The sequence below is a fragment of the Streptomyces sp. NBC_00443 genome, assembly GCF_036014175.1.
In the GTDB taxonomy this organism is placed as follows: domain Bacteria; phylum Actinomycetota; class Actinomycetes; order Streptomycetales; family Streptomycetaceae; genus Streptomyces.
The window spans coordinates 2,116,309-2,140,548 of sequence record NZ_CP107917.1; the positions used below are offsets into that span (position 1 = coordinate 2,116,309).

Annotated in this window: 12 protein-coding genes and 2 pseudogenes; 10 read left to right on the forward strand and 4 right to left on the reverse strand. The window is 69.4% G+C overall.

The window, feature by feature from the left end; genetic code table 11:
• Positions 1-163 precede the first annotated feature (163 nt).
• Together OHO27_RS09520 and OHO27_RS09525 are read right to left on the reverse strand one after the other, a co-directional pair.
• Complete coding sequence (locus tag OHO27_RS09520) at positions 164-418, reverse strand: hypothetical protein (protein WP_328422202.1); 255 nt, start codon at positions 416-418, stop codon at positions 164-166.
• A 467-nt stretch (positions 419-885) separates the two neighbouring features.
• Positions 886-1,476, reverse strand: a pseudogene (locus OHO27_RS09525) (flotillin domain-containing protein); the annotation flags it as partial.
• 233 nt (positions 1,477-1,709) lie between these two features.
• Between OHO27_RS09525 and OHO27_RS09530 the strand changes: the two are divergent.
• From OHO27_RS09530 to OHO27_RS09540, 3 genes and pseudogenes are all read left to right on the forward strand, one after another.
• Positions 1,710-8,059: pseudogene (locus OHO27_RS09530) on the forward strand (protein kinase domain-containing protein).
• Positions 8,060-8,100: 41 nt separating this feature from the next.
• Positions 8,101-11,058, forward strand: a complete 2,958-nt coding sequence (locus OHO27_RS09535) for a DEAD/DEAH box helicase (protein WP_328422204.1) — start codon at positions 8,101-8,103, stop codon at positions 11,056-11,058.
• Positions 11,058-15,182: an Eco57I restriction-modification methylase domain-containing protein gene (locus OHO27_RS09540; protein WP_328422206.1), complete on the forward strand. Its 4,125-nt coding sequence runs from the start codon at positions 11,058-11,060 to the stop codon at positions 15,180-15,182. The genes OHO27_RS09535 and OHO27_RS09540 overlap by 1 nt, the downstream gene beginning before the upstream one ends.
• A 499-nt stretch (positions 15,183-15,681) precedes the next feature.
• Here the strand turns inward: OHO27_RS09540 and OHO27_RS09545 are convergent, their stop codons facing one another.
• Positions 15,682-15,882: a DUF397 domain-containing protein gene (locus OHO27_RS09545; RefSeq protein WP_328422208.1), complete on the reverse strand. Its 201-nt coding sequence runs from the start codon at positions 15,880-15,882 to the stop codon at positions 15,682-15,684.
• Positions 15,879-16,760 carry a helix-turn-helix domain-containing protein gene (locus tag OHO27_RS09550; protein ID WP_328422210.1) on the reverse strand — a complete coding sequence of 294 codons (882 nt, stop codon included), beginning with the start codon at positions 16,758-16,760 and terminating at the stop codon, positions 15,879-15,881. The genes OHO27_RS09545 and OHO27_RS09550 overlap by 4 nt, the downstream gene beginning before the upstream one ends.
• Positions 16,761-16,915: 155 nt before the next feature.
• Here OHO27_RS09550 and OHO27_RS09555 point away from each other — a divergent pair, with 155 nt between their 5' ends.
• The 7 genes from OHO27_RS09555 to OHO27_RS09585 all read left to right on the forward strand — a co-directional run bounded on the left by OHO27_RS09555 (position 16,916) and on the right by OHO27_RS09585 (position 24,211).
• Positions 16,916-17,365 carry an ATP-binding protein gene (locus OHO27_RS09555; protein ID WP_328422212.1) on the forward strand — a complete coding sequence of 150 codons (450 nt, stop codon included), beginning with the start codon at positions 16,916-16,918 and terminating at the stop codon, positions 17,363-17,365.
• Between the two features lie 468 nt (positions 17,366-17,833).
• Positions 17,834-19,756, forward strand: a complete 1,923-nt coding sequence (locus OHO27_RS09560; RefSeq protein WP_328422215.1) for a hypothetical protein — start codon at positions 17,834-17,836, stop codon at positions 19,754-19,756.
• A gap of 85 nt (positions 19,757-19,841) precedes the next feature.
• A complete protein-coding gene (locus OHO27_RS09565; protein WP_328422217.1) occupies positions 19,842-20,483 on the forward strand; it encodes a DUF6461 domain-containing protein in 642 nt (213 codons plus the stop codon).
• 368 nt (positions 20,484-20,851) lie between these two features.
• Positions 20,852-21,199, forward strand: coding sequence for a PIN domain nuclease (locus OHO27_RS09570; protein WP_443059697.1), 348 nt, complete (start codon positions 20,852-20,854; stop codon positions 21,197-21,199).
• A gap of 254 nt (positions 21,200-21,453) precedes the next feature.
• Entirely contained in the window at positions 21,454-23,310 is a 1,857-nt protein-coding gene (locus OHO27_RS09575; RefSeq protein WP_328422221.1) for a hypothetical protein, read from the forward strand.
• Complete coding sequence (locus OHO27_RS09580; protein WP_328422223.1) at positions 23,307-23,591, forward strand: hypothetical protein; 285 nt, start codon at positions 23,307-23,309, stop codon at positions 23,589-23,591. The genes OHO27_RS09575 and OHO27_RS09580 overlap by 4 nt, the downstream gene beginning before the upstream one ends.
• Entirely contained in the window at positions 23,588-24,211 is a 624-nt protein-coding gene (locus OHO27_RS09585) for a nucleotide exchange factor GrpE (protein WP_328422225.1), read from the forward strand. Before OHO27_RS09580 ends, OHO27_RS09585 begins: the two co-directional genes overlap by 4 nt.
• Positions 24,212-24,240 lie beyond the last annotated feature (29 nt).

A 24,240-nucleotide genomic window follows, 5' to 3' on the forward strand; every position in this document is an offset into this window, starting at 1 on the left:
CCAAGGTCACGTTCGCGGCCACGCCCGTCGTGGTCGGCGTCGTGTTGCACGACCGCACAACCCGCGCGTGCTATCAGCTGTCTTCTCCGTGGGAACCGGGTAAACCACAGGGACCGCGCTTGACCCTGCTCCACAAGGAAGTATGTGGGATGGCCGCCCGACATCACGAGCCTGACGGCTTGCCCGACCCGGTGTGCTCGCGGGGGCACGGGTCAGGGGTCGTCAGGAGCACACAGGTGCCTGAGCCGTCCACTACCGGTGGTGTGCTGTGGATCGGGCACACCTGCGCTCCGGCAGAGGGGAAGGCGTAATCGTCTCCCGGTTCACGCGGTGTGCTGTACGTGCGGGCGTAGACGAAGTCGAGTACGACGGCGACGGCCGTCAGGACCATGGCAGCGTACGAACGCGCGGTCGCCACGGTCTTTGGCGTGCCGACGTCGTGGGGCGGATCCGGGCAGGTTCCGAACGGGGCACTAGGGCGGTGGTCAGACGATCGTTCCGCCCCCACCGGGTGTCGGCGCGTTCCCATTCCCTGTCCCACTGCCGTAGGCGCCGCCTGTCCAGGAGCCAGTGGAGGGCCAGGGCTCCGCCCAGGACGACCGAGGAGTGCGACTCCCCGGACACGGCGCCCCACGGAGTGGCCCGGGGCCGGGCGAACTTGGGTACCCAGCCGCGCAAACAGGCAATGGCCAGGGGCAGTGCGAATACTGACCAACCGACCAGCCAGAGCCACGGGAACACGACTCACACTCCATATACGGGAAGCCGCCCAGCGGCCGAAGGACTTGCGCAGCCGCCCCGGCGCGGCACGCACCGGGACGCCTCCTCGCACGAGCCCGGGCGGTTCAAGAACCACCCGGGCTCGCTCGATACCCAATGTCGACGTCAGGAGGAGATTTCGATCTTCCCGTTGGCGTCGGCGGGCGCCGTCGTCGCGGGCTGTGAGCCGTCGGCCCGCTTGGTGATGCTCTTCAGCAGCTCGGGGAGGTCGACTCCGGTGGTGGAGCTGAGGAGTTCGACGCCCTGGGCGACGTTGTCGGCGACCGTGCGGGAGAGCTGGGAGGCACCGTCGGTGGAGATGACCGTCATCTTGTCCACCGCGCTCAGCGGCTCGGACGCCTTGGCGACGACCTGCGGCAGCACCTCGACGAGCATCTGCAGTACGGCCGCGTCGCCGTACTGGGCGAACGCGTCGGCCTTCTTCCGCATGGCCTCGGCCTCGGCCGCGCCCTTCGCGCCGATCGCGGCGGCCTCCGCCTCACCTTCGATGCGGACCGCGTCGGCGAGCGCGGCACGCTGGGCCTTCTCGCCCACACCGGTCAGCCGCGCGCGCTCAGCAGTGGCCTCGGCCTCCTTGACCAGCGCGATCCGGCGTGCCTCGGCCTCCTGCTCGGCCTGGTAGCGGGCGGCGTCGGCGGGCTTGCGGACCTTGGAGTCCAACTCACGGTCGGTCAGCGCGGCCTGCCGTTCGGCGACCGGATACGGCAATCCTGCAGGCTCGTTCAACCCCGCCCCTGTCGCGCCACAGCCCTGGTCGGCCCCGGCCTCCCTCGAGACCTGCGCCGGAAAGGATGACTGTAAGCACGGAGAACGAAGGAGCGAGGCTTTCCGGCCAAGGCCAAGGGCAACGCGTTGACAACGTCAACAGAATGATGTGATGCTCGCAACAGGTGAAGGTATACGCTCCCTACGGAATGTACCCACCTTGTATGCGACGGGTGAAACGGGGAGGGCAAGTGCGCCTGGAGACGGTCGACGGACGGTTCCGGATCGGGGGGATCCTGGGCCGCGGGAACATGGGCGAGGTGCACCGGGCCGAAGACCTTCAGGCGGCCGCGGACTCCCCGCACCGGGAAGTCGCCGTCAAGACCGTGTTGCGCAGCCGGACCGGAGTCGCCGTCGACGCCTCGGGGTCCGGCAAGGAGATCGACCGCTTCCGCCGCGAAGTGCGGATCATGCGCATGCTCTCCCAGGGCCACCCGAACCTCACTCTGCTGATCGACGGTGGCGTGGACCAGGCGCCGGGCGGCAGCGGCCTGCCCTACCTGGCCATGGAGTTGCTGGACGGCCATCCACTCGCGGACCTCATCGACGAGGAGCCTCAGCTGCCGGTCTCCTGGGCCGCCGCCATCGGGGCGCAGCTCGCCGCCGGTCTGGCCGCCGCACACACCGCCGGGGTCGTCCACCGCGATCTGAAGCCGGCCAATGCGATGCTGACCCGCGACGGCACCATAAAGGTCCTCGACTTCGGCATGGGTTCGGTCGTCGACGATCCCGACCAGACCCGTCTGACGAGCACGGGCGTCAGCGTCGGCACGGCTCGCTATATGGCGCCCGAACAGTTCCGTGCCGAACGGGTCTCCGCGTCCGCCGACCTGTACGCGCTCGGCTGCATCCTGTACGAGCTGCTGATAGGGCGGCCGCCGTTCTCCGCCAGAACCCCCTACGAACTCTCCGAACAGCACCAGCACGAGAAGCCACCGCGGCTCACTCTGGTGCGCCCGGACCTGCCCGCCGAACTGGTCCGGCTGGTGGACCGCCTCCTGGAGAAGGACTCCGACCTGCGGCCCGAGAACGCCGCCCTGGTCCGTGAGACGCTCGTCCCGCTCGCGCTCGCACCGGACGACACGGCCGCTCTGCCGGCTCCGCACTGGCAGGCGATGGACCCGGTGGCACGGCTGCGTGCCCTGCTCCCCGAGCCCGTCCCGGCCGCCCCCGCACCCGTGCCGCGCAGGGAGCCGCGCCTGCCCGAGGCGATGGACGTCTTCGGCATCCATGCCGACCTGATCAGCGAGTACAAGAACTTCACCAAGAGCGCGACGGTGATCCGGGACGCCCGAATCGACAACTTCGTCGAGGAGGACCTGGCAGCGAAGTCGCAATGGCCCGACCCATGGCTGTCGCTGAATCCGTTCTTCGCCGACGGCGGCCAGGTCACCGACCTCGTGCGAGACGGAGTGCTGCACCCGAAGTGCGCGGAGATCTTCCAGGCCGGCAAGAAGGAGACCTCGCAGCGCCCGGACGGCCGGCCGCTGACGTTCCACCTCCACCAGCGGCAGGCGATCGAGGCCGCGCAGGCAGGCGACTCGTATGTGCTCACGACCGGCACCGGTTCCGGCAAGTCCCTGTCGTACATCGTCCCGATCGTGAACCACGTACTGAAGGAGCGTCAGGCGGCGGGGCCGGGCGACGGCGGCCGGGTGCGCGCGATCGTCGTCTACCCGATGAACGCGCTGGCCAACTCCCAGCTGGGGGAGCTGGAGAAGTACCTGCGCCACGGTTTCGGGAAGGGCCGTGAGCCGGTCACCTTCGCCCGCTACACCGGCCAGGAGTCCGACGAGGACCGCCGCCGGCTGCGCAAGAACCCCCGGACATCCTGCTGACCAACTACGTGATGCTGGAGCTGATGCTGACCCGGCCCGACGACCGGTCCAGCCTGATCCGCATGGCTGAGGGGCTCCAGTTCCTCGTCTTCGACGAGCTGCACACCTACCGGGGCCGGCAGGGCGCGGACGTGGCGTTCCTGATCCGCCGGGTGCGCGAGGCCTGCCGCGCGTCCACGACGCTGCAGTGCATCGGCACCTCGGCGACCATGTCCACCGAGGGCTCCTGGGAGGACCAGCAGCGTGAGGTGGCCGGGGTCGCCAGCCGGCTTTTCGGTACGACCGTGCTGCCTAAGCGGGTCATCGGCGAGACCCTGGTGCGGGCGACCGGGGAGGCCCCCGATTCCGTGCCCGCCGAGCGGCTGCGGGTGCCGGCGGCGCCCCGCTCGTACGAGGCGTTGACGAAGGATCCGCTGGCCCGCTGGGTGGAATCCCGGTTCGGTCTGGAGCGCGAGGAGGATACGGGGCGGTTGCGCCGCTGTGCCCCGAGCACGGTCGAGGCGGCGGCGGCCGAGCTTGCCGCACAGTCCGGGGTGCCCGAGGAGAGCGTGCGCGAGGCGATCCGTACGACCCTGGAGGCGGGCGCGCAGGCCAGACACCCGGTGACGGAGCGGCCGCTGTTCGCGTTCCGGCTGCACCAGTTCCTCTCCAAGGGCGACACCGTCTACACGACGCTCGAGGATCCGCTCACCCGGCCGCTGACCCGCACCTACCAGCTGGAGCAGCCGGACAGTGACGGCAAGCCGCTGTTCCCGCTGGCGTTCTGCCGTGAGTGCGGCCAGGAGTACCTGACGGTGTGGCGTACGGAGGACGGCGGCGCGTTCCGGTACGAGCCGCGCCGGGACACCTCCGCGTCCGGAGGCCGGGCGGGCGAGGGCTACCTGTACCTGGGCATACCCGGGGAGGATTACGAGTGGCCGGCCGATCCGCAGAAGGCCGTGGACGACAGACGTTTGCCGGAGTCGTGGCTGGAGCCGGACGCGCAGGGCGTGACGGTCGTCAAGAAGTCCTACAGACCGCGTCTGCCCAAGCGTGTCGTCGTGGACGCCCACGGAAACGAAGCGGGCGAAGGGCTGGTGGCGGCGTTCGTCCCGGCGCCGTTCCTGTTCTGTGTGCACTGCCAGGTCTCCTACGAGCAGACGCGCGGCCGGGACTTCGCCAAGCTGGCCGCCCTGGACCAGGAGGGACGCTCCTCGGCGACCTCGCTGATCTCCGCGTCGATCGTGAAGTCGCTGCGGGCGGTGCCGGAGGAAGGCCTCAGCAAGGAAGCGCGCAAGCTCCTCACGTTCGTCGACAACCGGCAGGACGCCTCGCTGCAGGCCGGCCACTTCAACGACTTCGCTCAGGTGACCCAGTTGCGTGGCGCCCTGTACCAGGCGGCGCTTCAGGCGGGCGAGGAAGGGCTGCACCACGACGACCTCGCCGAGGCCGTCACCGAGGTGATGGGCCTGACGCCCCGCGAGTACGCGGCGGGTACGCGCCTTGCTCCGTCCATGGAACGACGTGCGGCGAAGGCCTTCCGGGATGTCGTGGGGTACCGCCTCTACCGCGACCTGGAGCGCGGCTGGCGTATCACGATGCCGAACCTGGAGCAGACAGGGCTGCTGCGGATCGACTACGAGGACCTGAACTGGATCGCCGCCGATCCGCAGGCCTGGGAGTCCTCCCACGCCGTACTGCGCGACGCCGATCCGGCGCTGCGCGAGGAGATCGCCCGTACACTGCTCGACTTCATGCGGCGGGCTCTCGCCATCGACGTGCAGTACTTCCGTGACGACTTCGACACCCTTCAGCGGGCAAGCGAGGAGCGCCTCACCGGGCCATGGGTGCTGGGCGATTCCGACCAGCCGACTGTCGGTACCGCCTACCCGTACGGCTCGCGGCCGGGCATGGAGCGGTCCGCACTTTTCCTGTCGGCACGCGGCAAGTTCGGCAGGTACCTGCGGCGGAACATGCCCGAACTGCGCGAGGCCTCCGCTTCCTTGGACGACGTCCAGTGCGTCATCGAGGACCTGCTGAAGGTGTTGCGGGACACGGACCTGGTGCGCGAGGTGGAAGCGACCCCCGAGCGTTCCGGCCCGGCCTTCCGCCGCCGTGCGGCGGAGAAGCGCACCGGCTACCGGGTGTCTGCCGCCGCCCTGATCTGGCGGGCCGGTGACGGCGAGCGGGGCACGATCGACCCGCTGGCGCGTACCTACAGCAGCGGCGAGGGCCCACGCGTCAACCCGTTCTTCCGCGACCTGTACCGGACGGCGGCCGCCGAGCTGGCGGGGCTGTTCGCGCGGGAGCACACCGCGCAGGTCACCCCGGAGGACCGGCTGGAGCGCGAGCGGCAGTTCCGCGATGCCGAACTGCCCCTGCTCTACTGCTCGCCCACGATGGAGCTGGGCGTGGACATCTCCTCGCTCAACGCCGTGATGATGCGCAATGTGCCGCCGACCCCGGCGAACTATGCACAGCGCTCGGGCCGGGCAGGGCGTTCAGGTCAGCCCGCGCTGGTGACGACGTACTGCGCGACGGGCAACAGCCACGACCAGTACTACTTCCGCCGCTCCCAGGACATGGTGTCGGGACAGGTGGCCCCGCCGCGGCTGGACCTGGCCAACGAGGATCTGGTCCGCTCGCATCTCCAGGGCATCTGGCTGGCGGAGACCGGCATGAAGCTGGGCGCCGCGATCCCGGAGGTCGTCGATGTCGCCTACGACCCCGACGGCGACGACCGCCCCGACCCGCACATGCCGCTGCCGCTGCTCCCCGACATCCTCAGCGCGTCCCTGGACGAGGACGCCCGCAGACGCGCCGCCGCCACCGCCCGTACCGTCCTCGCCCCGCTGATCGCGGACTTCGAGTCGACCACCTGGTGGTACGACGAGTGGATCGAGGACCGGATCGAGCGGGCCCCGGACAAGTTCGACGCCTCCTTCGACCGGTGGCGGGACCTGTTCCGGGCGGCCGTCATCGACCAGTACGAGCAGAACAAGCGCGTCGTCGACCACACTCTCTCCCCGGGGGAGCAGAGCCGGGCGCGCTCTCGCCGCCGGGAGGCCGAGACGCAGACGAACCTGCTGCTGAACCGCTCCACCGACAGCAAGTCGGTGATGAGCGACTTCAATCCGTACCGCTATCTGGCGTCCGAGGGGTTCCTGCCGGGCTACAGCTTCCCCCGGCTGCCGCTGGCCGCGTACATCCCGCGCTCCGGCAACCGCCGCAACGCCGACGGCGACTATCTCCAGCGTCCCCGGTTCCTCGCGATCCGCGAGTTCGGCCCCGGCGCGCTCATCTACCACGAGGGCGCCCGCTACCAGGTCACCCGGGTGCAGCTGCCGCCGGATGCCTCGGGCGAGCTGGCGACGGCGGAGGCCAGGCGCTGCGACGGCTGCGGCTACCACTACGTCGTCAAGCCCGGCTCCGACCAGTGCACGATGTGCGGCGAGGAGTTGCGCGGCAAGCGCACCGGCCTGCTCCACCTGCACACCGTGTACACCACGCCGCGTGAGCGGATCTCCTCCGACGAGGAGGAGCGCCGCCGGGCCGGTTTCCGCCTGGAGACCTCGTACGCGTTCCAGGACCACGGCGCCCGCAAGGGACGCCTCACCTCGCATGTCACGGACGCCGACGGGGCACCCGTTCTCGACCTGGACTACGGCGATTCGGCGACCGTGCGCATCACCAACCTCGGCCGCGTCCGCGACAAGGAGGGCGAGCCGGACGGCTACTGGCTGGACCTGGGCGACGGCCGCTGGCTCAACGACCGGGCCGCCGCGGACGCCATCGAGGGCACCGGCATGCCGGTGGTCGACGAGGACGGCAACGAGAAGCGCCGCAAGAAGCGGGTCCTGCCCTTCGTGGAGGACCGCCGCAACATCCTCGTGGTCACCCTGGAGGAGCCGCTGCCCGAGCCGGTGGCGCTGTCGTTCCTGTACGCGCTGGAGCGGGGCATCGAGGCGGCGTTCGAGCTGGAGGACTCCGAACTGACCGCGGAGCTGCTGCCGCCGGACGAAGGCCCGCGCCGCCGCATGCTGTTCACGGAGGCCGCCGAGGGCGGTGCCGGTGTGCTGCGCCGGATCCAGCACGACAAGAACGCTCTAGCCAAGGCCGCCGAAACCGCCCTGGAAATCTGCCACTTCGACCCGGAGACCGGCGAGGACGAGGGCGGACCGGCGGACGGCGAGAAGTGCGCCCGCGGCTGCTACGCGTGTCTGTTGACCTACGCCAACCAGACCCACCACCGCCAGCTGAGCCGGCACGCCGCCCAGCCGCTGCTGGTGCGGCTGGCCGACTCCCGTACCGAGCGGGAGGGCCGCGGCGAGTCCCGCAGCGAGCAGTTCCGCAGGCTGGCCCCGGCGGCCTCGCCGACCCCGGTGGAGGCAGATCTCGCGGACCTGGTCGCGCAGGGCGATCTGCTCGGCTGGCTGAGGGCGAAGGGCTACCGACTGCCGGACGAGGTGGAAGTCCTCGTCCCGGAGGCCGGGGCCTGCCCCGGCCTCGTCTTCCGCCTGGACGGTGCCAACCTCGCCGTGTTCGTCGACGTCCCCGGCCACCCGGCCGACTCCACCCGTGACGTCGAGGCCGGGTATCGCCTGGAGGACGCCGGCTGGGACGTCCTGCGCTTCCCTGCGGACGCGGACTGGGACGCCATCGCGGACCGCAACGCCGCCTATTTCCACCTCCGTTGATCGCCTCGCCCTCTCTCGATCTCTAGGAACTGAGACATCTCATGAGCCTCACGTACACAGCCGGCTCCCTGGTCGCCGCCCGTGGCCGGGAATGGGTGGTGCTGCCCGAGAGCGCCCCCGACATGCTGGTGCTGCGCCCCCTGGGCGGGAGCGAGGACGACATCGCGGCCGTGTTCCCCACCTTCGAGGAGGTGCGGCCGGCCGAGTTCGCGGCGCCGAGCCCTGCTGACCTGGGCGATCAGCGGGCCGCCGGTCTGCTGCGTACCGCGCTGCGCATCGGGTTCCGCTCGGGTGCGGGCCCGTTCCGCTCGCTGGCGTCGATCGCGGTGGAGCCCAGGGCGTACCAGCTGGTCCCGCTGCTGATGGCGCTGCGGCAGCGCACGGTACGGCTGCTGATCTCGGACGACGTGGGCATCGGCAAGACGGTCGAGGCGGGCCTGATCGCCAAGGAACTCCTCGCCCAGGGCGAGGCGACGCGGCTGGCGGTGCTCTGCTCCCCCGCCCTGGCCGAGCAGTGGCAGGGCGAGCTGCGGGAGAAGTTCTCCATCGACGCCGAACTGGTCCTGGCCTCCACGGTGACACGCCTCGAACGCGGCCTGGAGCTGGGCCAGTCCCTGTTCGACAAGCACCCCTGCACGATCATCTCGACGGACTTCATCAAGTCGACCCGCCATCGCGAGGACTTCGTACGCAACTGCCCTGACCTGGTGATTGTCGACGAGGCCCACGCCTGCGTGGCGGCCGACGACACCACGCAGGGCGGCCCGTCGTCCGCCGCCAACCAGCTCCGGTACGAGCTGCTGCGCAGGATCTCCGCCAAGGCCGACCGGCACCTGCTCCTGCTGACCGCGACCCCGCACTCCGGCAAGGAGTCGGCGTTCCGCAATCTGCTCGGCCTGGTGCGTCCCGAACTCGCCACGCTGGACCTGGACTCCCCCGCGGGGCGCGCGAAGCTCGCCGAGCATTTCGTGGCCCGCAAGCGCGCCGACGTCCGCACCTACCTCACCAAGGAGGACGGTCTCACCGACGACTCCCTGGCCGAGCGGACCGCCTTCCCGTCCGACCGCTGGACCAAGGACGAGCCGTACAAGCTGACGCCCGCCTACCGAGCGCTGCTCGACGACGCCATCGCCTATGCGCGGGACCGCGTGACGGCGGCCGGGGAGCAGGGCAAGCGGGAGGCCCGTATCGCCTGGTGGTCGGTGATCGCGCTGCTGCGCTCCATGGTGTCCTCCCCCGCGGCGGCCGCACAGACCCTGAAGACGCGTTCCGAGTCCGCCACCGCCCGCACGGCGCAGGAGGCGGACGCGCTGGGCGCCCCGGTGGCTGCCGACTCCGCCGAGAACGACCGGCTGGAAGGCATGGACGTCGCGCCGGGCGCCGCCGAGTCGGAGGAGGCGGGTGCCAGGCTGCTCGAACTCTCCCAGCGGGCGGCGCAGTTGATGGGACCGGCCGAGGACGCGAAGCTGAAGGCGCTCACCCGGCATCTGAAGGGCCTGATCGCCGACGGGTACCACCCGATCGTCTTCTGCCGTTACATCCCCACCGCCGAGTACCTGGCCACGCAGCTGGAGGGCAAGCTCGGTAAGAAGACGAAGATCGCCGCGGTGACCGGCACCCTCTCCCCGCAGCAGCGTCTGGAACGCATCGAGCAGCTCGCCGCCGAGTCCGCCGCATCGGGCGCGGAGACCGGCGACCCGGCCGTCCGCCGCGTGCTGATCGCCACGGACTGCCTCTCCGAGGGCGTCAACCTCCAGCACTACTTCGACGCCGTCGTCCACTACGACCTGGCCTGGAACCCGACCCGCCACGACCAGCGCGAAGGCCGCGTCGACCGCTACGGCCAGAAGCGCGACCAGGTCCGTGTCATCACCATGTACGGCGAGGACAACGGCATCGACGGCAAGGTCCTAGAGGTGCTGTTCAAGAAGCACCGGCAGATCAAGAAGGACCTCGGCATCTCCGTCTCCGTCCCCGACGAGACCGCCTCCGGCGTCACCGACGCCGTCGTGGAGTGGCTCCTGCTGCACGGACGGCAGGGCAGCCAGGAGAGTCTGTTCGACGTGGACGGTCACCAGGAGTCGTTCGACCGTATCGAGCGCGAGTGGAACTCGGCCGCCGAGCGGGAGAAGACCTCCCGCTCCAAGTACGCCCAGCGCGCCATCCACCCGGAGGAGGTGGCCCGCGAGGTCACCGCCGTACGGGCCGCGCTCGGCGGCGCCGACGAGGTGCGCGGTTTCGCCCTGGAGGCCCTGCGCGACCTGGACGCGCTGGTCCGCGAACCGCGCGACGGCACCGGCGACTTCACCGCTCAGGCCGGCGGCGCCCCGGCCGGCCTGCGTGACGCGCTCGCCGCCACCCTCGGCGGACGGCTGATCGAGGAGAACCGGGAGATCCCGTTCCGTACGACGCCGGCGATCGCCCGCGGCGAGGCGGCGCTGGTCCGCACCGATCCGGCGATCGGTGCCATCGCCTCGTACGTCCTGGACTCGGCGCTCGACGCGCACACCCCGGGCCCCCGCCCGGCCCGCCGCTGCGGTGTGGTCACCACGGACGCGGTGACGATCCGCACCACGCTCCTCCTGGTCCGCTACCGCTTCCACCTCACGCTGCCGTCCCGTACCGGTGAGCGGCAGCTGGTCGCGGAGGACGCCCGACTCCTCGCCTACGAGGGGATGCCGTCGCGCGCCCGCTGGCTGGACGACGACGCGGCCACCGCTCTCCTGGCTGCCCGTGCCGCCGCCAACACCCACGAGCAACTCGCCCGCAACCAGATCACCCGTGCCCTCGACGGCCTGCCGGACCTGTCCGCGCACCTCACCGAGTACGGCACGCGCCTGGCCGCCGAACTCGACGCCTCGCACCGCCGCGTGCGCAAGGCCAACGAGGAGATCGTCCGCGGCCTGAAGGTCGTCCCGCAGGAGCCGGCCGACGTCCTCGGCGTGTACGTCTACCTGCCGCAGCAGCCCGTTTCCACCATGACCGGAGCCGAAGCCTGATGTCCGCCGCCACCCGTACCGCCCTGGCCTTCACCTCCGTCACCACGGTCGGCGGACTGCTCCCCGGCGACATGCTCCTGCGCATCGCCGAGGCCCGGAACCTGCCGGGCACCAAGTCCGCCGACTACGGCCTGCCCGCCTCGGTTCCGGTGCGTGACGAGGCCGAGCGCGCCTGGGAGTACCTCAAGCCGCTCTGGCGCGAGCTGCGTACCGCCCTGCCCTCGGACCCGAAGACGGGGGCGCCCGCCGCCGACCCGACCGGCCGGGCGGGAACCGACTGGCTCGCCCAGCTCTTCCGCAAGTTGGACTTCGGTGCGTTGACGGAGGTCGGGGCGGGGGGCATCCCGGCCGATTCAGACCCGGAGAAGCGGTTCTCGGTCTCCCACCGCCATGGCCCGGCGCTGGTTCATCTGGTGCCGTGGAACCAGGAGTTGGACAAACGACCGGCGGCTGGGCAAGTCCCTGCGCAGTCGATGCTCCAGGACTGCCTCAACCGCACCGAGGCCCACCTGTGGGCGGTCCTCACCAACGGCCGCCGCCTGCGTCTGCTGCGCGACTCGTCGTCCTTCTCCACGGCCGCCTACGTCGAGTTCGACCTGGAGGCCCTGTTCGACGGTGAGCTGTTCAGCGAGTTCGTGCTGCTGTACAGCCTGCTGCACGCGTCCCGGTTCACGGTGGCTGAGGGGACGGCGCCTGCGGGGTGCTGGCTGGAGAAGTGGCGTGCGGAGGCGGTCACTTCGGGGGCGCGGGCGTTGGATCAGCTGCGGTTGGGGGTGCAGAACGCGCTGACGGTGCTTGGTACCGGGTTCCTTCGGCATCCGGAGAATGTCCGGTTGCGGGAGGACGTCGATCCGAAAGCACTTCGGGATGCTCTGCTGCGGCTCGTCTACCGTCTGCTGTTCGTCTTCGTCGCCGAGGACCGCGGGGCGCTGCTCGACCCGGAGGCCGGCGAACGGCAACGGGAAGCGTACGAGCGGTACTTCTCCTCGGCGCGGTTGCGTGAGCGGGCCCGGCGGCGTCAGGGCACGGCGCATGGTGATCAGTACGAGGCTCTGCGGATCGTCCTCGACGCCCTGGGTACGGAGGGTGGCCGTCCGGAGCTGGGCCTGCCGGGCCTCGGTGGACTGTTCTCCCACAAGGAGGCCGACGCGCCTCTGGACGGCCTGAAGCTGTCCAACGAGTCGCTGCTCGCGGCCGTACGACACCTCGCGCAGGTCCGCGACCCGGGCGCGCGGCGTTGGCGGGCGGTCGACTACCGGCATCTGGACGCCGAGGAGCTGGGCTCGGTGTACGAGTCTCTGCTGGAGCTGGAGCCGAAGCACTCCGCGACGGACCGCTCGTTCGAGTTGATCGAGGTGGCGGGCAACAGCCGTAAGACGACGGGGAGTTACTACACCCCGTCCTCGCTCATCGAGTGCCTGCTGGACACGACGCTCGACCCGGTCATAGACGACGCTGTGAAGCGTGGCGAGCAGCGGGCCACCGAGGCCGGTCGTCCCGACCCGGCCGACGACATCGTCGATGAGCTGCTGTCACTGACGGTCTGCGACCCGGCTTGTGGGTCCGGGCATTTCCTGGTTGCTTCGGCCCGCCGCATCGCCAAGCGGGTGGCATCGGTGCGGGAGCGCAATCCGGAGCCGACGGTTGATGCGATGCGGCATGCGTTGCACGAGGTTGTCGCGCGGTGCATCTACGGCGTCGACCTCAACCCGATGGCCGTGGAGCTGGCCAGGGTCTCGCTGTGGATCGAGGCCATGGAGCCGGGGAAACCGCTCGGGTTCCTGGACGCCCATGTCAAGCATGGGAACGGCTTGATCGGGGCGACGCCGAAGCTGCTGGCGGACGGTGTTCCGGACGACGCCTTCAAGCCGATCGAGGGTGACGATCGGAAGTACGCGGCCGGGCTCGTCAAGCGGAACAAGGCCCAGCGGGGTGGCCAGGACGAGCTTCTGTTCGACGCGGATGCGCTGCCCGGCAATGAGCGTTACGCCGCCGAGCTGGCCCGGATCACTGCTGCCCCTGCCAACTCCCTGAAGCAGGTTCGGGCGCAGGAGTCTGCCTACCGCGCCTACGTGGAGTCGACCGCGTATGTGCACGACCTGCATGCCGCCGACGCGTGGTGCGCTGCGTTTGTGTGGCCGAAGTATGAGGGTGCGCCGGAGGCACCGACAGACCAGGTTTTTCGCGCGCTGCGTGGTCGTGACCAGGCTGTAGTGCCGGACGGCACGCATGAGGAGATTCTGCGGCTTCGGGATCAGTACAGCTTCTTCCACTGGCACTTGGAGTTTCCGGAGGTTTTCTCTGTTCCGGAGTCGGGGGCGGGGGTTCAGCGGGGTACGGGCTGGGCTGGGGGGTTCGATGCAGTGGTGGGGAATCCGCCGTGGGAGCGCGTCGAGCTGGTGGAGCATGAGTTCTTCGCCCAGCGCGACATGCGCATCGCCGAAGCCAAGAACTCCGCTGCTCGTAAGCGCCTCATCGCCATATTGCGTGCCGATCCCAACGGTAAGCGCCTGTACTCCGAGTTCGAGGCCGCCAAGCGCCGTGCGGAGGGGGAGAGCCACTTCCTCCGTAGCAGCGACCGCTATCCGCTGACCGGACGAGGTCGTATCAACACGTATGCCGTCTTTACTGAGACGGACCGCGCGCTGACTGGCCCGCACGGGCGGACGGGCGTGATCGTGCCGACGGGGATTGCAACGGATGCGACGACCCAGTTCTTCTTCAAGGACTTGATCACCAAGGGGCACCTAGTCGCGTTGTACGGCTTCGAGAACGAGGAGAAGGTCTTCCCTGGTGTCCATCACAGCGTGAACTTCGCCCTGTTCTGCATGACAGGGTCGGGCTCTCCCGACGAGCCGATCTCCATCGCCTTCCGGGTCCGTCAGACCGAGCAGATCCCGGAGCGCTCGTATCTCCTGACAGGACGGGACATCCAGCTCCTCAACCCGAACACCGGAACCTGCGCCGTTTTCCGCAACCATAGAGATGCCGAAATCACGCTGGGAATCTACCGCCGCGTACCGGTCCTGATCGATGAGACGAAGGGGGCAGGCGGAAATCCCTGGGACATCTCCTTCATGCAAGGCCTGTTCAACATGGCAAGCGACTCTCACTTGTTCCGTCCCGCTGCCCAGAACGACGAGACCTTCGACGATCTCCTCAAGAGCGGCTGGACCCTCGACGGCAACGTGCTCGTCCGCGGCAAGGAACGCCTGCTCCCACTGTACGAGGCGAAAATGCTGCACCACTACGACCACCGTTTCTCCACGTACGAGAACGCCACGGAGAAGCAGCTCGCTGTGAGCACTCTTCCGCGCTTCACCGTGGAACAGCATCAGGACGCCTCCGCCGTACCGCTGCCGCGCTACTGGGTGCCGGAGCAGGATGTTCCGACTGGCGAAGTCGACAGGAACGGTAAACCCATCATGGAGCCAGGCGTCCGTAGCCGTCTAGCAGCCAGGGGGTGGAACCGGGACTGGGTTATGGGCTTTCGAAAGATCTGCCGCGCATCAGACGAGCGCACCGTGATCACCTATGCCTTCCCGCGTGCAGGCCTCGGTGACTCTGGGAACATCATGCTTCCTCGGGCCTTCGAGCATTCGCCTCTGCTCTACAGCAACAGCATCTCGATGGCGCTCGACTACGTGCTGCGACAGAAGCTCGGTGGCACCAACCTGAACTTCTTCCAGTTCGAGCAACTCCCCTTTATCTCCCCGGAGACCATGGCTCTGCACGCGGACTCCTTGACTCCTCGGATTCTCGAACTCACTTACACCGCATACGACATGAGCCCGTTCGCCCGCGACCTCGGCGACACCGGCACCCCATTCCGCTGGGACCCCGACCGCCGCGCCATCATCCGCGCCGAGCTAGACGCCCTCTTCTTCCACCTCTACGGCATCACCCGCGACGACACCGCATACATCCTGGACACCTTCAACGTCACCCGCGACAACGACACCAAGGCGCACGGCGAGTACCGCACCAAGAACCTGATCCTCGCCGAATACGACCGCATGACCACCGCCGGCCTCACCCTGGAGACCCCGCTCACCGAGGGCGAGTCCGGCACCTACCGCTCCACCCTCACCCCGCCCCCCGGCCAGGGCCCCCGCCACAGCTGACCCGCCCTCACCCAAGGAAGCAACACCCCGTGGTACGTCGAAGCCAGACCAGCAACCCGCGCTCAACCGTCGTCCTGACGTCGGGCGCGGACTGGGGCACACGTGCCGCCGGGCAACGCCGGGGCAGCGGAGCCGAGTTCCCGATGCCCCGGCGACAGGCGGCGAAGCTCAAGGCATTGCAGCAATCGCTCAGCCTGATACGCACGGCGATCAACGCCAAACGCTGGGCCCAGGCTCGCTACATGCTCAGCCGGGCCCGCGCCCTGGTCAACGCGCTGCCCTCCGACCAGACCGTCAAGGAATGCGAGCAACTCTCCCTGCTGCGGAAGAAGTTCGAGGCACGCGGCACACCGGCAGCCAAGAAGGCCGCGAAAGGGAAGGCAACTAACGGGGCGCGGGCAAGCGGCAAGAAGTCGGCCGCGAAACCCACGCCACCGAAGGCCACACCGAAGCCGACTCCCGACCTCGGCGACCGCCACATCAGCCGTGCCGCGCTCGGCTACACCTCCGAGACAGCCGACACGAACCTCACGAAGGGCGCCCAGCCCTCGCGGTCCACAGCGAAGGGCGGGCGGGACACGTCCTTGGAGTCCCGTACATGAACAGCCTGTTCGGCGATTGCGATCTCCACGCAGCTGTCGCCCTCACTACCGCTGTAGCTGGACTTGAACCAGGCGAGTTCCGTCGTACCGCTACTCATAGCTCTCCTCGCAGTCGCTCCAGCAGGTCCCGGGAATCCTTCGGGCTCAGGGCCTGCGAGCGCAGTGTTTCATAGCGATGGCAGAGCACACTCACCTCTTTCGGGTCGGAGATCAGTCGCCCGTTCTTCTGGCCCTCGGAGTAAGCGAGTCGCCGCCCCTCCGGGGTCTCCAGAACCTGCACCGGCCCATCCAGGCATGCATGCAACCCCGCCTCCAACGGCACCACTTGAAGCGTCACATTGCGCGGAGCGCTCCGCTCCAGAACATGGTCGAACAGCTCACGCATCGCCTCCGCATCCCCGAACCGCCGCCGGAACACATGCTCCTCGACAATGAAGCTGAACGGCACCGTCGGCCGCTCCCGCATCATCCGCTGACGGTCCATCCGCGCGGCGAGCTGCGCCTCCAGCTCCTCGTCGGTCCGCAGCGGGATCGTGCCCTCGAACACAGCCCGCGCATACGCCTCCGACTGCAACAACCCCGGCACCAGCCTGCACTCATACGTGCACAGACTCACCGCCTCCCGCTCCAGCCGCGCCCACCGCCGGAACCATGCCGCGAGTCCCGCCTCGCCCCGGGTGAGATGGCGAGCGCCCTTCCGCAGCGCTCCGGTGTTTCCGGTTGCCTGCTCCCCGCGCTCCACGAAGGCCTCATCCGGCATCCGACGGCCCAACTCCACCGACTCCACGGTGTGCTTGGAGTACCGGACGATGTCGGCGAACTCACTACGACTGAGCCCCGCATGCTCCCGTAAGGCCTGGACGACCGCACCGAACGTACGCAGACTGTCCGACGGATGGGGTTCCCGCTCCCACTCCCCCGCCGGAGCCGTCCGGGCGCCCACGCTCGTGGCCGCCTCCCCTTCGACGATGTCCATCCGCCGCCCCTCTCCAGCCGCTTGGGCCCCGCACACGTTCAGCACTCAGCGTGACGGCTGGGCTCGCGTACTGTCCACTCCCTGCGCCCGTACGCTGACTCCGCGTACGGGGTCCGGAGCTCGCAACGCGCCACCACGGACGCCACGCTGGCGCCATGAACCAACCCGCTCCCCAACTCACCACCTCCCCGCACACCTTCACGCAGCTGCTCTCCTCCACGCGGCGCGGTGCTCGGCTCGCCCGGCTGCTCACCGTGAGCCAACTCCAGGCCTGGGGCGCCTCGCAGAACCTCACGGAGCGTGCCGAAATCGTCGTCGCGGAACTTGCCGCGAACGCGGTCCTCCACGGCCGCATGCCCGGCCGCGGCTTCCGGCTCACGCTCGCCCTCGACCCGCCGACCGGCCGTGTCCGCATCGAAGTAACCGACCCCCGCGGGGACCTCCACCCGTACATCCCTCCGGCGGATACCGAACCCGACGCGCTCCGCCCCGGCGGACGCGGACTGTCCCTCGTCGCCGCCCTCGCAGACCACTGGGACTGCGTTCCCTACCCGCCCAGCGGCAAGACCGTTCGGACGTACCTCTCTCCGGCAGCCGACGCGTGATCACCCCTCCGCCGTGCAGCGTCCCTTTCCAGCGTGGGGCGCTCTCGACGGTCGCTCATCCCGGACGGCCCCCGATGAAGATGAAGCCGTGGGCCAGTCACGCCAGTTCCTCCGCGAGGCATTGAACTTGCCGACGCCACTTCGATGTTGAACATCAACGCGCCTTCAGACACTCAGACACCTTCACAGCCCCCTCACAGGATCGTGACCCCGCAGCGCACAACCGTGTCCATCGTCACGTCCGCCACATGCAGTTCGTGGGCGTGTGCCCCGGTTGATGACCTTGCCGTCCTAGGTTGAGTGTTCGTAGAACTATTGTGCGAAGAATCAGAACCGACGAGCCTCGCTCAGAGGGACACATGGGCGGGGCCAGAGGGGAAACTTCTCTTGTTACGCACATCCAGAAGACGCATTCGGTCGAAACTCGCCGTCGGCGCCTGCTCGCTCCTGCTCCTGGGATCCGGCGGGGTGGCCACCGCAGCCGACAGCGGCGACGGCACTCCCGATTGGGACTACGCCCCGTCCTCCCGGCCCGCGGCGGGCCCGGAGACCCGCACCTTGGCCAACAACAACCGGCCCGTCTCCGGCAAGAATCTCGAGGCCGGCCCGCCGTTCACCAAGGACTCGGCCGGCGTGTGGCAGGCCAATCGCACCAACGTGACGCTGCGCAACACCGTCACCGACGCCGATGGCGACGCGTCGAACCTGACCTTCCAGGTCTACACGACGAACGCCGAAGGCACCCCGAAGGACCAGGTCCAGCTCACCGACCCGGACACCGGCAAACCCGCCGCGTACGGCGTGGTGGTGTCCGACTTCGTGACGTCCGGCGGAAGGGCGTCGGTCACCCTCAGGTACGGCGACCTGAAGGCGAACACCACCTACGCCTTCCGCACCAGCGCCTTCGACGGCGGCCTGTACGAGACCAATTGGTCGTCATGGGCGAAGTTCCACACCCGTGGCCGGGCGGTGAACATCACCCTGCCCGAGCCGAACAAGGACGCTGCGGCGGTCAATCAGGACGCCCACCAGAATCCGCAGAAGATCGCACAGCCGTCCATGGCCGTGGTCGCCCCGACCGTGCCACCCGTCGCCCGAAGCGCCGAAGAGGGCTGGAACTGCGGCACGCTGAACAAGAGGACGGGAATTCAGCCGTGTTCGCGGCTGGTGCCGGACAACAGCAAGGCCACCCGCGACGCCCTCACCAACGGCACGAAGGGGACGGCGGCGCTACCGAGCCTGGTCGACTGGTGCGCGAACCTCCTCGACTCGCACATCAAGCGGTACGAGGCGTGCATCGGGAGCTTCACCTATGAGTACCAGGGCATCGTCGTCAAGGACGGCAAGCCCACCGGTGAGATCCTGGACGCCTCGTGGGCCGTCGGCCAAGAGGTGAAGCTCGCGGGGAACTCGTCGACGTTCACCCAGCAACTCACCCTCGTGCCGGTGTCGATCGATCCGAAGTTCGTGTCGGTGACACTGAACGTGGAGTTCGACTGCCTCCTCGCCGACCGCTGCTCGAACGGTCCGCAGTCGTGGGACGGGGCGCTGGAGTGGGTGGGCGCGGACCCGCTCTCGCACTCGGCGGTCGGGAAGATCGACCACACCTGGAACGCGCAGAACAACGCCGACACACTCGACCTGTCCACGAAGATCACCGCCTACTCGCCGGTGGCGAACCCGGCCGCGACGCGCTGGCAGGCCGATGGCGCGCAGATCCGCTGCGACAAGATCTCCTCCACCACGCCGGGCTGCACCTTCCACAAATACATCCCGACGTGGGTGATGAACTTCGCCAAGACGCCGCCGGCCGTCGCGCACGCGTGGCTGATCCAGTCCAAGCTGCCCACCCACCCCGGCAGCAAGGCGGCCAACAAGCCGCTGTTCTACCTGCCTGCCGCGTCGAAGAACGCGCCCGGCCGCGACCCGGACGACAACCGTAAGGTGATCTGCCCTGACGGCTGGGCGGCCACCTACGGCAACCCGGACGCCACCGCCGTCACCGAGATCAGCTCGACCGACAAGGCGTCGTGCGACGAGTTCGCCTACGCATCCACCTACAACTCCGGCGGCATGCCCACGAGCATGGGCGGCATGAACGAGGTCGACACCGGCAACGACTGCGTACAGACCTATGCCACCCGGGTCAAGCAGGGCGAATGGCACCTGTACGACGACATCCGTGGAGCAGCTCCGAAGTGGACGGAGAAGTGCGGCCGCTCGGCCATGTCGGGATGGATCAACTCCACCTCGATGGGAGGAGCGTTCAGCTCCGGCTTCTCGACCAAGTACCGGATGCTGGACAAGGACCCGTACTGGGTGGCCTTCCCCCAGTTCGCGCACTGCGACGCGTCCAAGGTGACCGTGGCCTGCACGGTACCCAAGCCGTGACAGGCTGCTGACCGCTGGTGGGGCACAGCACTGGTTCTCGCTGTGCCCCACCGGCCCCATGTCGTGTACGGAGGAGAAGACGGCAATGTCCGACAACCTTGCCTGGATCGCTGATGCTTGGCGCAGCCCGAACCTGAACGCCACCGACCTGTACATCACCTGCGCCCGCGGCCTCAGCCCCCAGCAGCTGGCCGAACGCATGGCCGACCATGAGCCTGTCGAGATCGGGGCTGCCCGCACCATCCAGGAAGCGTCCCGCATGGTCGACCTCAAGCAGATCTACTGCGTCGGCCGCATCGGCCGAAGCGGCGACTGGTCGTTCATCGTGGAGTGCGGGGGCAGTGAAGGCTGGTCCCTGGACCCGGCGGTGTCCCGCGGCGCCGAGGTGCTGATCTTCGACCCACGGCCGGACGATCCGCCTTCCTTCTTCAGGTACCTCGCCGACGGTGAGGTACAGCTGCACTTCGAGTTGGGGTTCGGCTATGACCCCTCCGGAGCCCAGCCCGACCTGCTGCGCCCGGCGCTGGAAGCGGCCGGAGTCATCCCGCCGGAAGACAGCATCGATGATCTGCTCGGCGAGGACGAGGAGCTGTCGCCTGCCGAAGAAAGGCGCCGAGTGTTGGAGGTCGTCGGTGAGCATTTCGGGTTGTCGCTGCCGCGGCAGGTGATCGAGAGCGGGCAGCTTCCTGCCGTGGTCACCCGCACCTCACCTCCGTCCTCCTGGTGACCACGGGCGTGCGTCGACTCGAACCCAAGTCACTTGACAGTGTCGACAGCCAAGGTAGACCGCGTCCGTGAAGGTCTGGCCCACCCGGAAGGTCACCCATACGTGCGCAGATGTCCGACGGATGAGGCTCCCGCTCCCATTCCCCGACGGACACCGATGCGTTCCGCCCCGGCGGACGCAGCCTGTCCCTCGTCGCCGCTCTCACTGACCACCGGGACACCATCCCCTACCCGCCCAGCGGCAAGACCGTCCGGGCTGCGCTCTCGACACCGTGAGGACGGCTGCCCAACGGCGACAGGGAGTGCCTGTACGCCACGTCACCGCGAACGCCACAGCCGCATCCACCACGCGACCCTCGGCCCGAAACGATATCTACGCACGAGCGCTACCTCCTCGCCGTATGCCGCCCCACCGAGTTCGAGATGATCCACTCCGCACGGGACAGCTCGGAGGCGACACGCATCAGCACCTGGCTCCACGCCTTCGACTACCTCGGAACCGACGACGACGCATTCACCCGCGCTCTTGAGATCCAGCGCCATGCCCTCAACGTGGGTTTCCACCGCGCCCCGTCCCTGCCCGACCTGTTGATCGCCGCCACAGCGGAACTGAACCAGCGAACGGTCCTCCACTACGACGGGGACTTCGACATGATCGCCTCCCTCACCGGTCAGCCCACCGAATGGGTCGTCCCACCCGGCAGCGCCGACCGGTGAGCCCGTGGCCTCAGGTCACCCTCGCCCACCCGGTCGCGCTCCAACCTGCTGCGCCGACTCCTGCGCGACACCCTCCAGGACCTCACGGTCCCGGGCGCACCCGTCGAGGCCGCCACCGTCCGCGGCTGGGTCCACGACGCACGGACGAGCCCGGACGGGCGCTGTTGGACACGCTGGGCAGAAATCAGCCACCCTGCTCATAAGCGCGTTGACGTCGCCAACACGCCTATTTACGGTGGCTGTTGATACGTACCGTGACTCAGGGGGCGCAACAGATCGTGCAGGTGGACGACACCGGTGCACCGGGCCGGCCGGTCACGGCGGGCCACCTGCTGAACGATGCCGAGCGTGCCTTTCTGCAGGCCGAGTTCAGCGTCGTACGACCACTTCTTCAGCGGCTCCAGCACGAGTTCGGCACACCTGACACCGACGACGCCGCCGTACGGTATGCCGTGCTTCGCGCCGCGCTGGCCGCTCGGGCCGGTAACTGGCCGGAGGCGGTCAGCTGGTGCCCGCACAGCGACGACCTGGACATGGCGGAGACGGGGGTCGTGCAGGCTCTCGCGGTGAGCGCCCTCCGCAGGCTGAGCCAGGAGGGGCAGCACACCGACGCCGGTACCGCGGCGCTCGTTGTCGTGCTGTGGGCGCACCTTTTGGACGAGGAGGACCCGGGCGACTTCCGCCTGCTGCTCACCGAACGGCGCGGCACTCCCGTGCCCGACCCGGCCTGGGAAGATGCCCGCCGCCATCTGCTCAAACGCGTCTCCGACCTGCTGCACGCCCTGGATGTCCGTGCGGGCCGGGACGCCCTCGCCGCCTGGGAGACGGCCTGGGACGCCGAGCGCGCCGCCCCTGCCGTCGTCCCCTCGGATACCCGCCCCGTCGGTCTCGTCCCGCTCGGGCGTGCCGCGCGGCACCTCGTGGGGCACGGCCGCGGGGGCGACCTCCTCAACGCCTACACCTTGCGCCATCCCGACCCGGGCGCCTGGAGCGCGGACTCGCCCGAGCACCGAACCTGCGCCGACGCACTGGCGCAGGCCCTGGCCGAGCGGGGCCGGAACCGCGTGCGGGCCGGTGACTGGAGCGAGGCGCTCGCGGACTTCAGCACGGCGGCACGGCTCGGGCGCGCCCTCGGAGCGGAGGAGCAGGCGGACGTACTGCGAGCGGCGAGGAGTGTCGGGCGGAGTCGCACCGGGCTCGGCAACTCACCCGTGACGCGGATCCACGGCCTCGAACTGGCCCATGCTCTCCTGCCGCAGAACGCCTCCGTGGCCGCCGAGTTGACCGCCGAGCTGGTGGAACGGGGCCGGAAGGTCTTCGGGACCGACCCGCTGCAGAGCCGGACGCGTTTCGCCCGTGCCTTGAAGGTGACGCCCCGGCACCGAGAAGCCCGGTCGGGCCTCGACGACCATCTGAGGGCCGACCTGCGCCGGGCCCTCGCCGGAACGCACCGGGGTGACAGGCTCCGTGTCGGCGACGTGCAGGGCCTGCTCAAACGCGACCCGGAGTGCGCGCAGGCCCGACGGTGGCTCGGAGACCACTACGCGGAAAAGGCCGTGAACGCCGCCCTCCGCGGACGTCTGTCCCCGGCAAGGGCCGCCGTACGCAAGGTGCTCCAGTACGACGGTCCAGCGGGGCCGCAGGGTGACGTGTTCGTCGATCCGGTACTCGTCGACCTCCTCGTCGGTGCGGCCCGGCGCACGGACGCCGAGGACACCCGCACCGCCCTGGAGCGCCGCGTCGAGCTGCTGGGGGTGGCCGCGACCATCGCGGACCCCGCCCGGAGCAGCCACGTCAGGGAGCGGCTCGACACAGCCGTCCTCCTGCTCGCCGAGCACCTCGAAGCCACCGCGTCCCCGTCCGACGTCATCGAGCTGTTCCTCCGGGACTTGATGCGCATCGGTGTCAGTGCACGCTTCGACCAGACCGTGGAGACCGCCTATCTCAACCGTGCCCGGGAACGCGAGACAGCAGGCGACCCCGGCGGGGCGCAGCGCGACCGCGCGTACGCGGAACGGATCGGTGCCGGCCTGACGCCCCAGGGGGTGCTCTTCGGTCCCGGCTCCGACATGCCCCGCCCTGACGACACCGGACAGGAAGCCCTCTTTTGACCGACGATGCATCCGCCGCGAACCGTGGGGGCAGCGGTCTTCCCCCGATCCCCTGGTTCGGCCCCACGCTCCACGAACTCGTGCCCGGCATCGCGCCGGGCGCCCGCCCCCTGTCCCTGCGCACGCAAGCGGCCCGGGCACTCGCGGCGGCCCGTACGGATCCGGTCAGACGCGACCTCATCCACCGTGCCGACCAGGGCTCCCGCAGTCCCGTCACCGCCCTTGTCGCGGAAATGCTCACCCCGCCCCTGCCACCGCACGACACCGAGGAACGCCCGTGACCGACCCCGCAGCGACCGACCCCGGAGCGACCGCCACCACCGGCTCGCCGTCCGAACTCGACAAGATGCGGCGCCGGGTCGAGGCGCTGTCCCGCAAGCGCGACGAGGCCGACGCCCGGTTGCGCGACCTGCTGGGTTCCCTGCTGCCGCTGGACGACCTGCTCGCCGACACCCTTCACCGGGTCGGCGCCCTGCACGAGGCGCGATCCGCACGCGAGACGGCCTCGGCCGCCATCGCACTGAGCGAGCAGATCAAGGCGGCACACCTGATGCTGCGCGGCGAGTTCGCCCGGCACGACGTCAGCCCGATGGACGTGGTGGGCCGAGCCCCCGATCCGGCGGAGATGCGCATCGTCGGTACGGAACCCCATCCAGCCTGGCCGGACGGCACGGTGCTGAGGGAGAAGGTCACCGGCTTCCGCCTGGGTTCCGCCGCCCTGCGGCCCGCGCAGGTCGTCATCGCGGTGCCGGGACCCGCACCGGAGCCCGAACCCGAGGCACCGGCCGACGATGACGCCTCGGGCGCCAGGCGGGCACAGCCGCGACGCACCACCCGATCCCAGCGGCACCTGCCGCTCAAGCCCTCGGCCAGGCGGGGACGTCGCTCCCGTCGCACCTGAACGGGCGGCCGCATCCCGCCTCCGCCCGC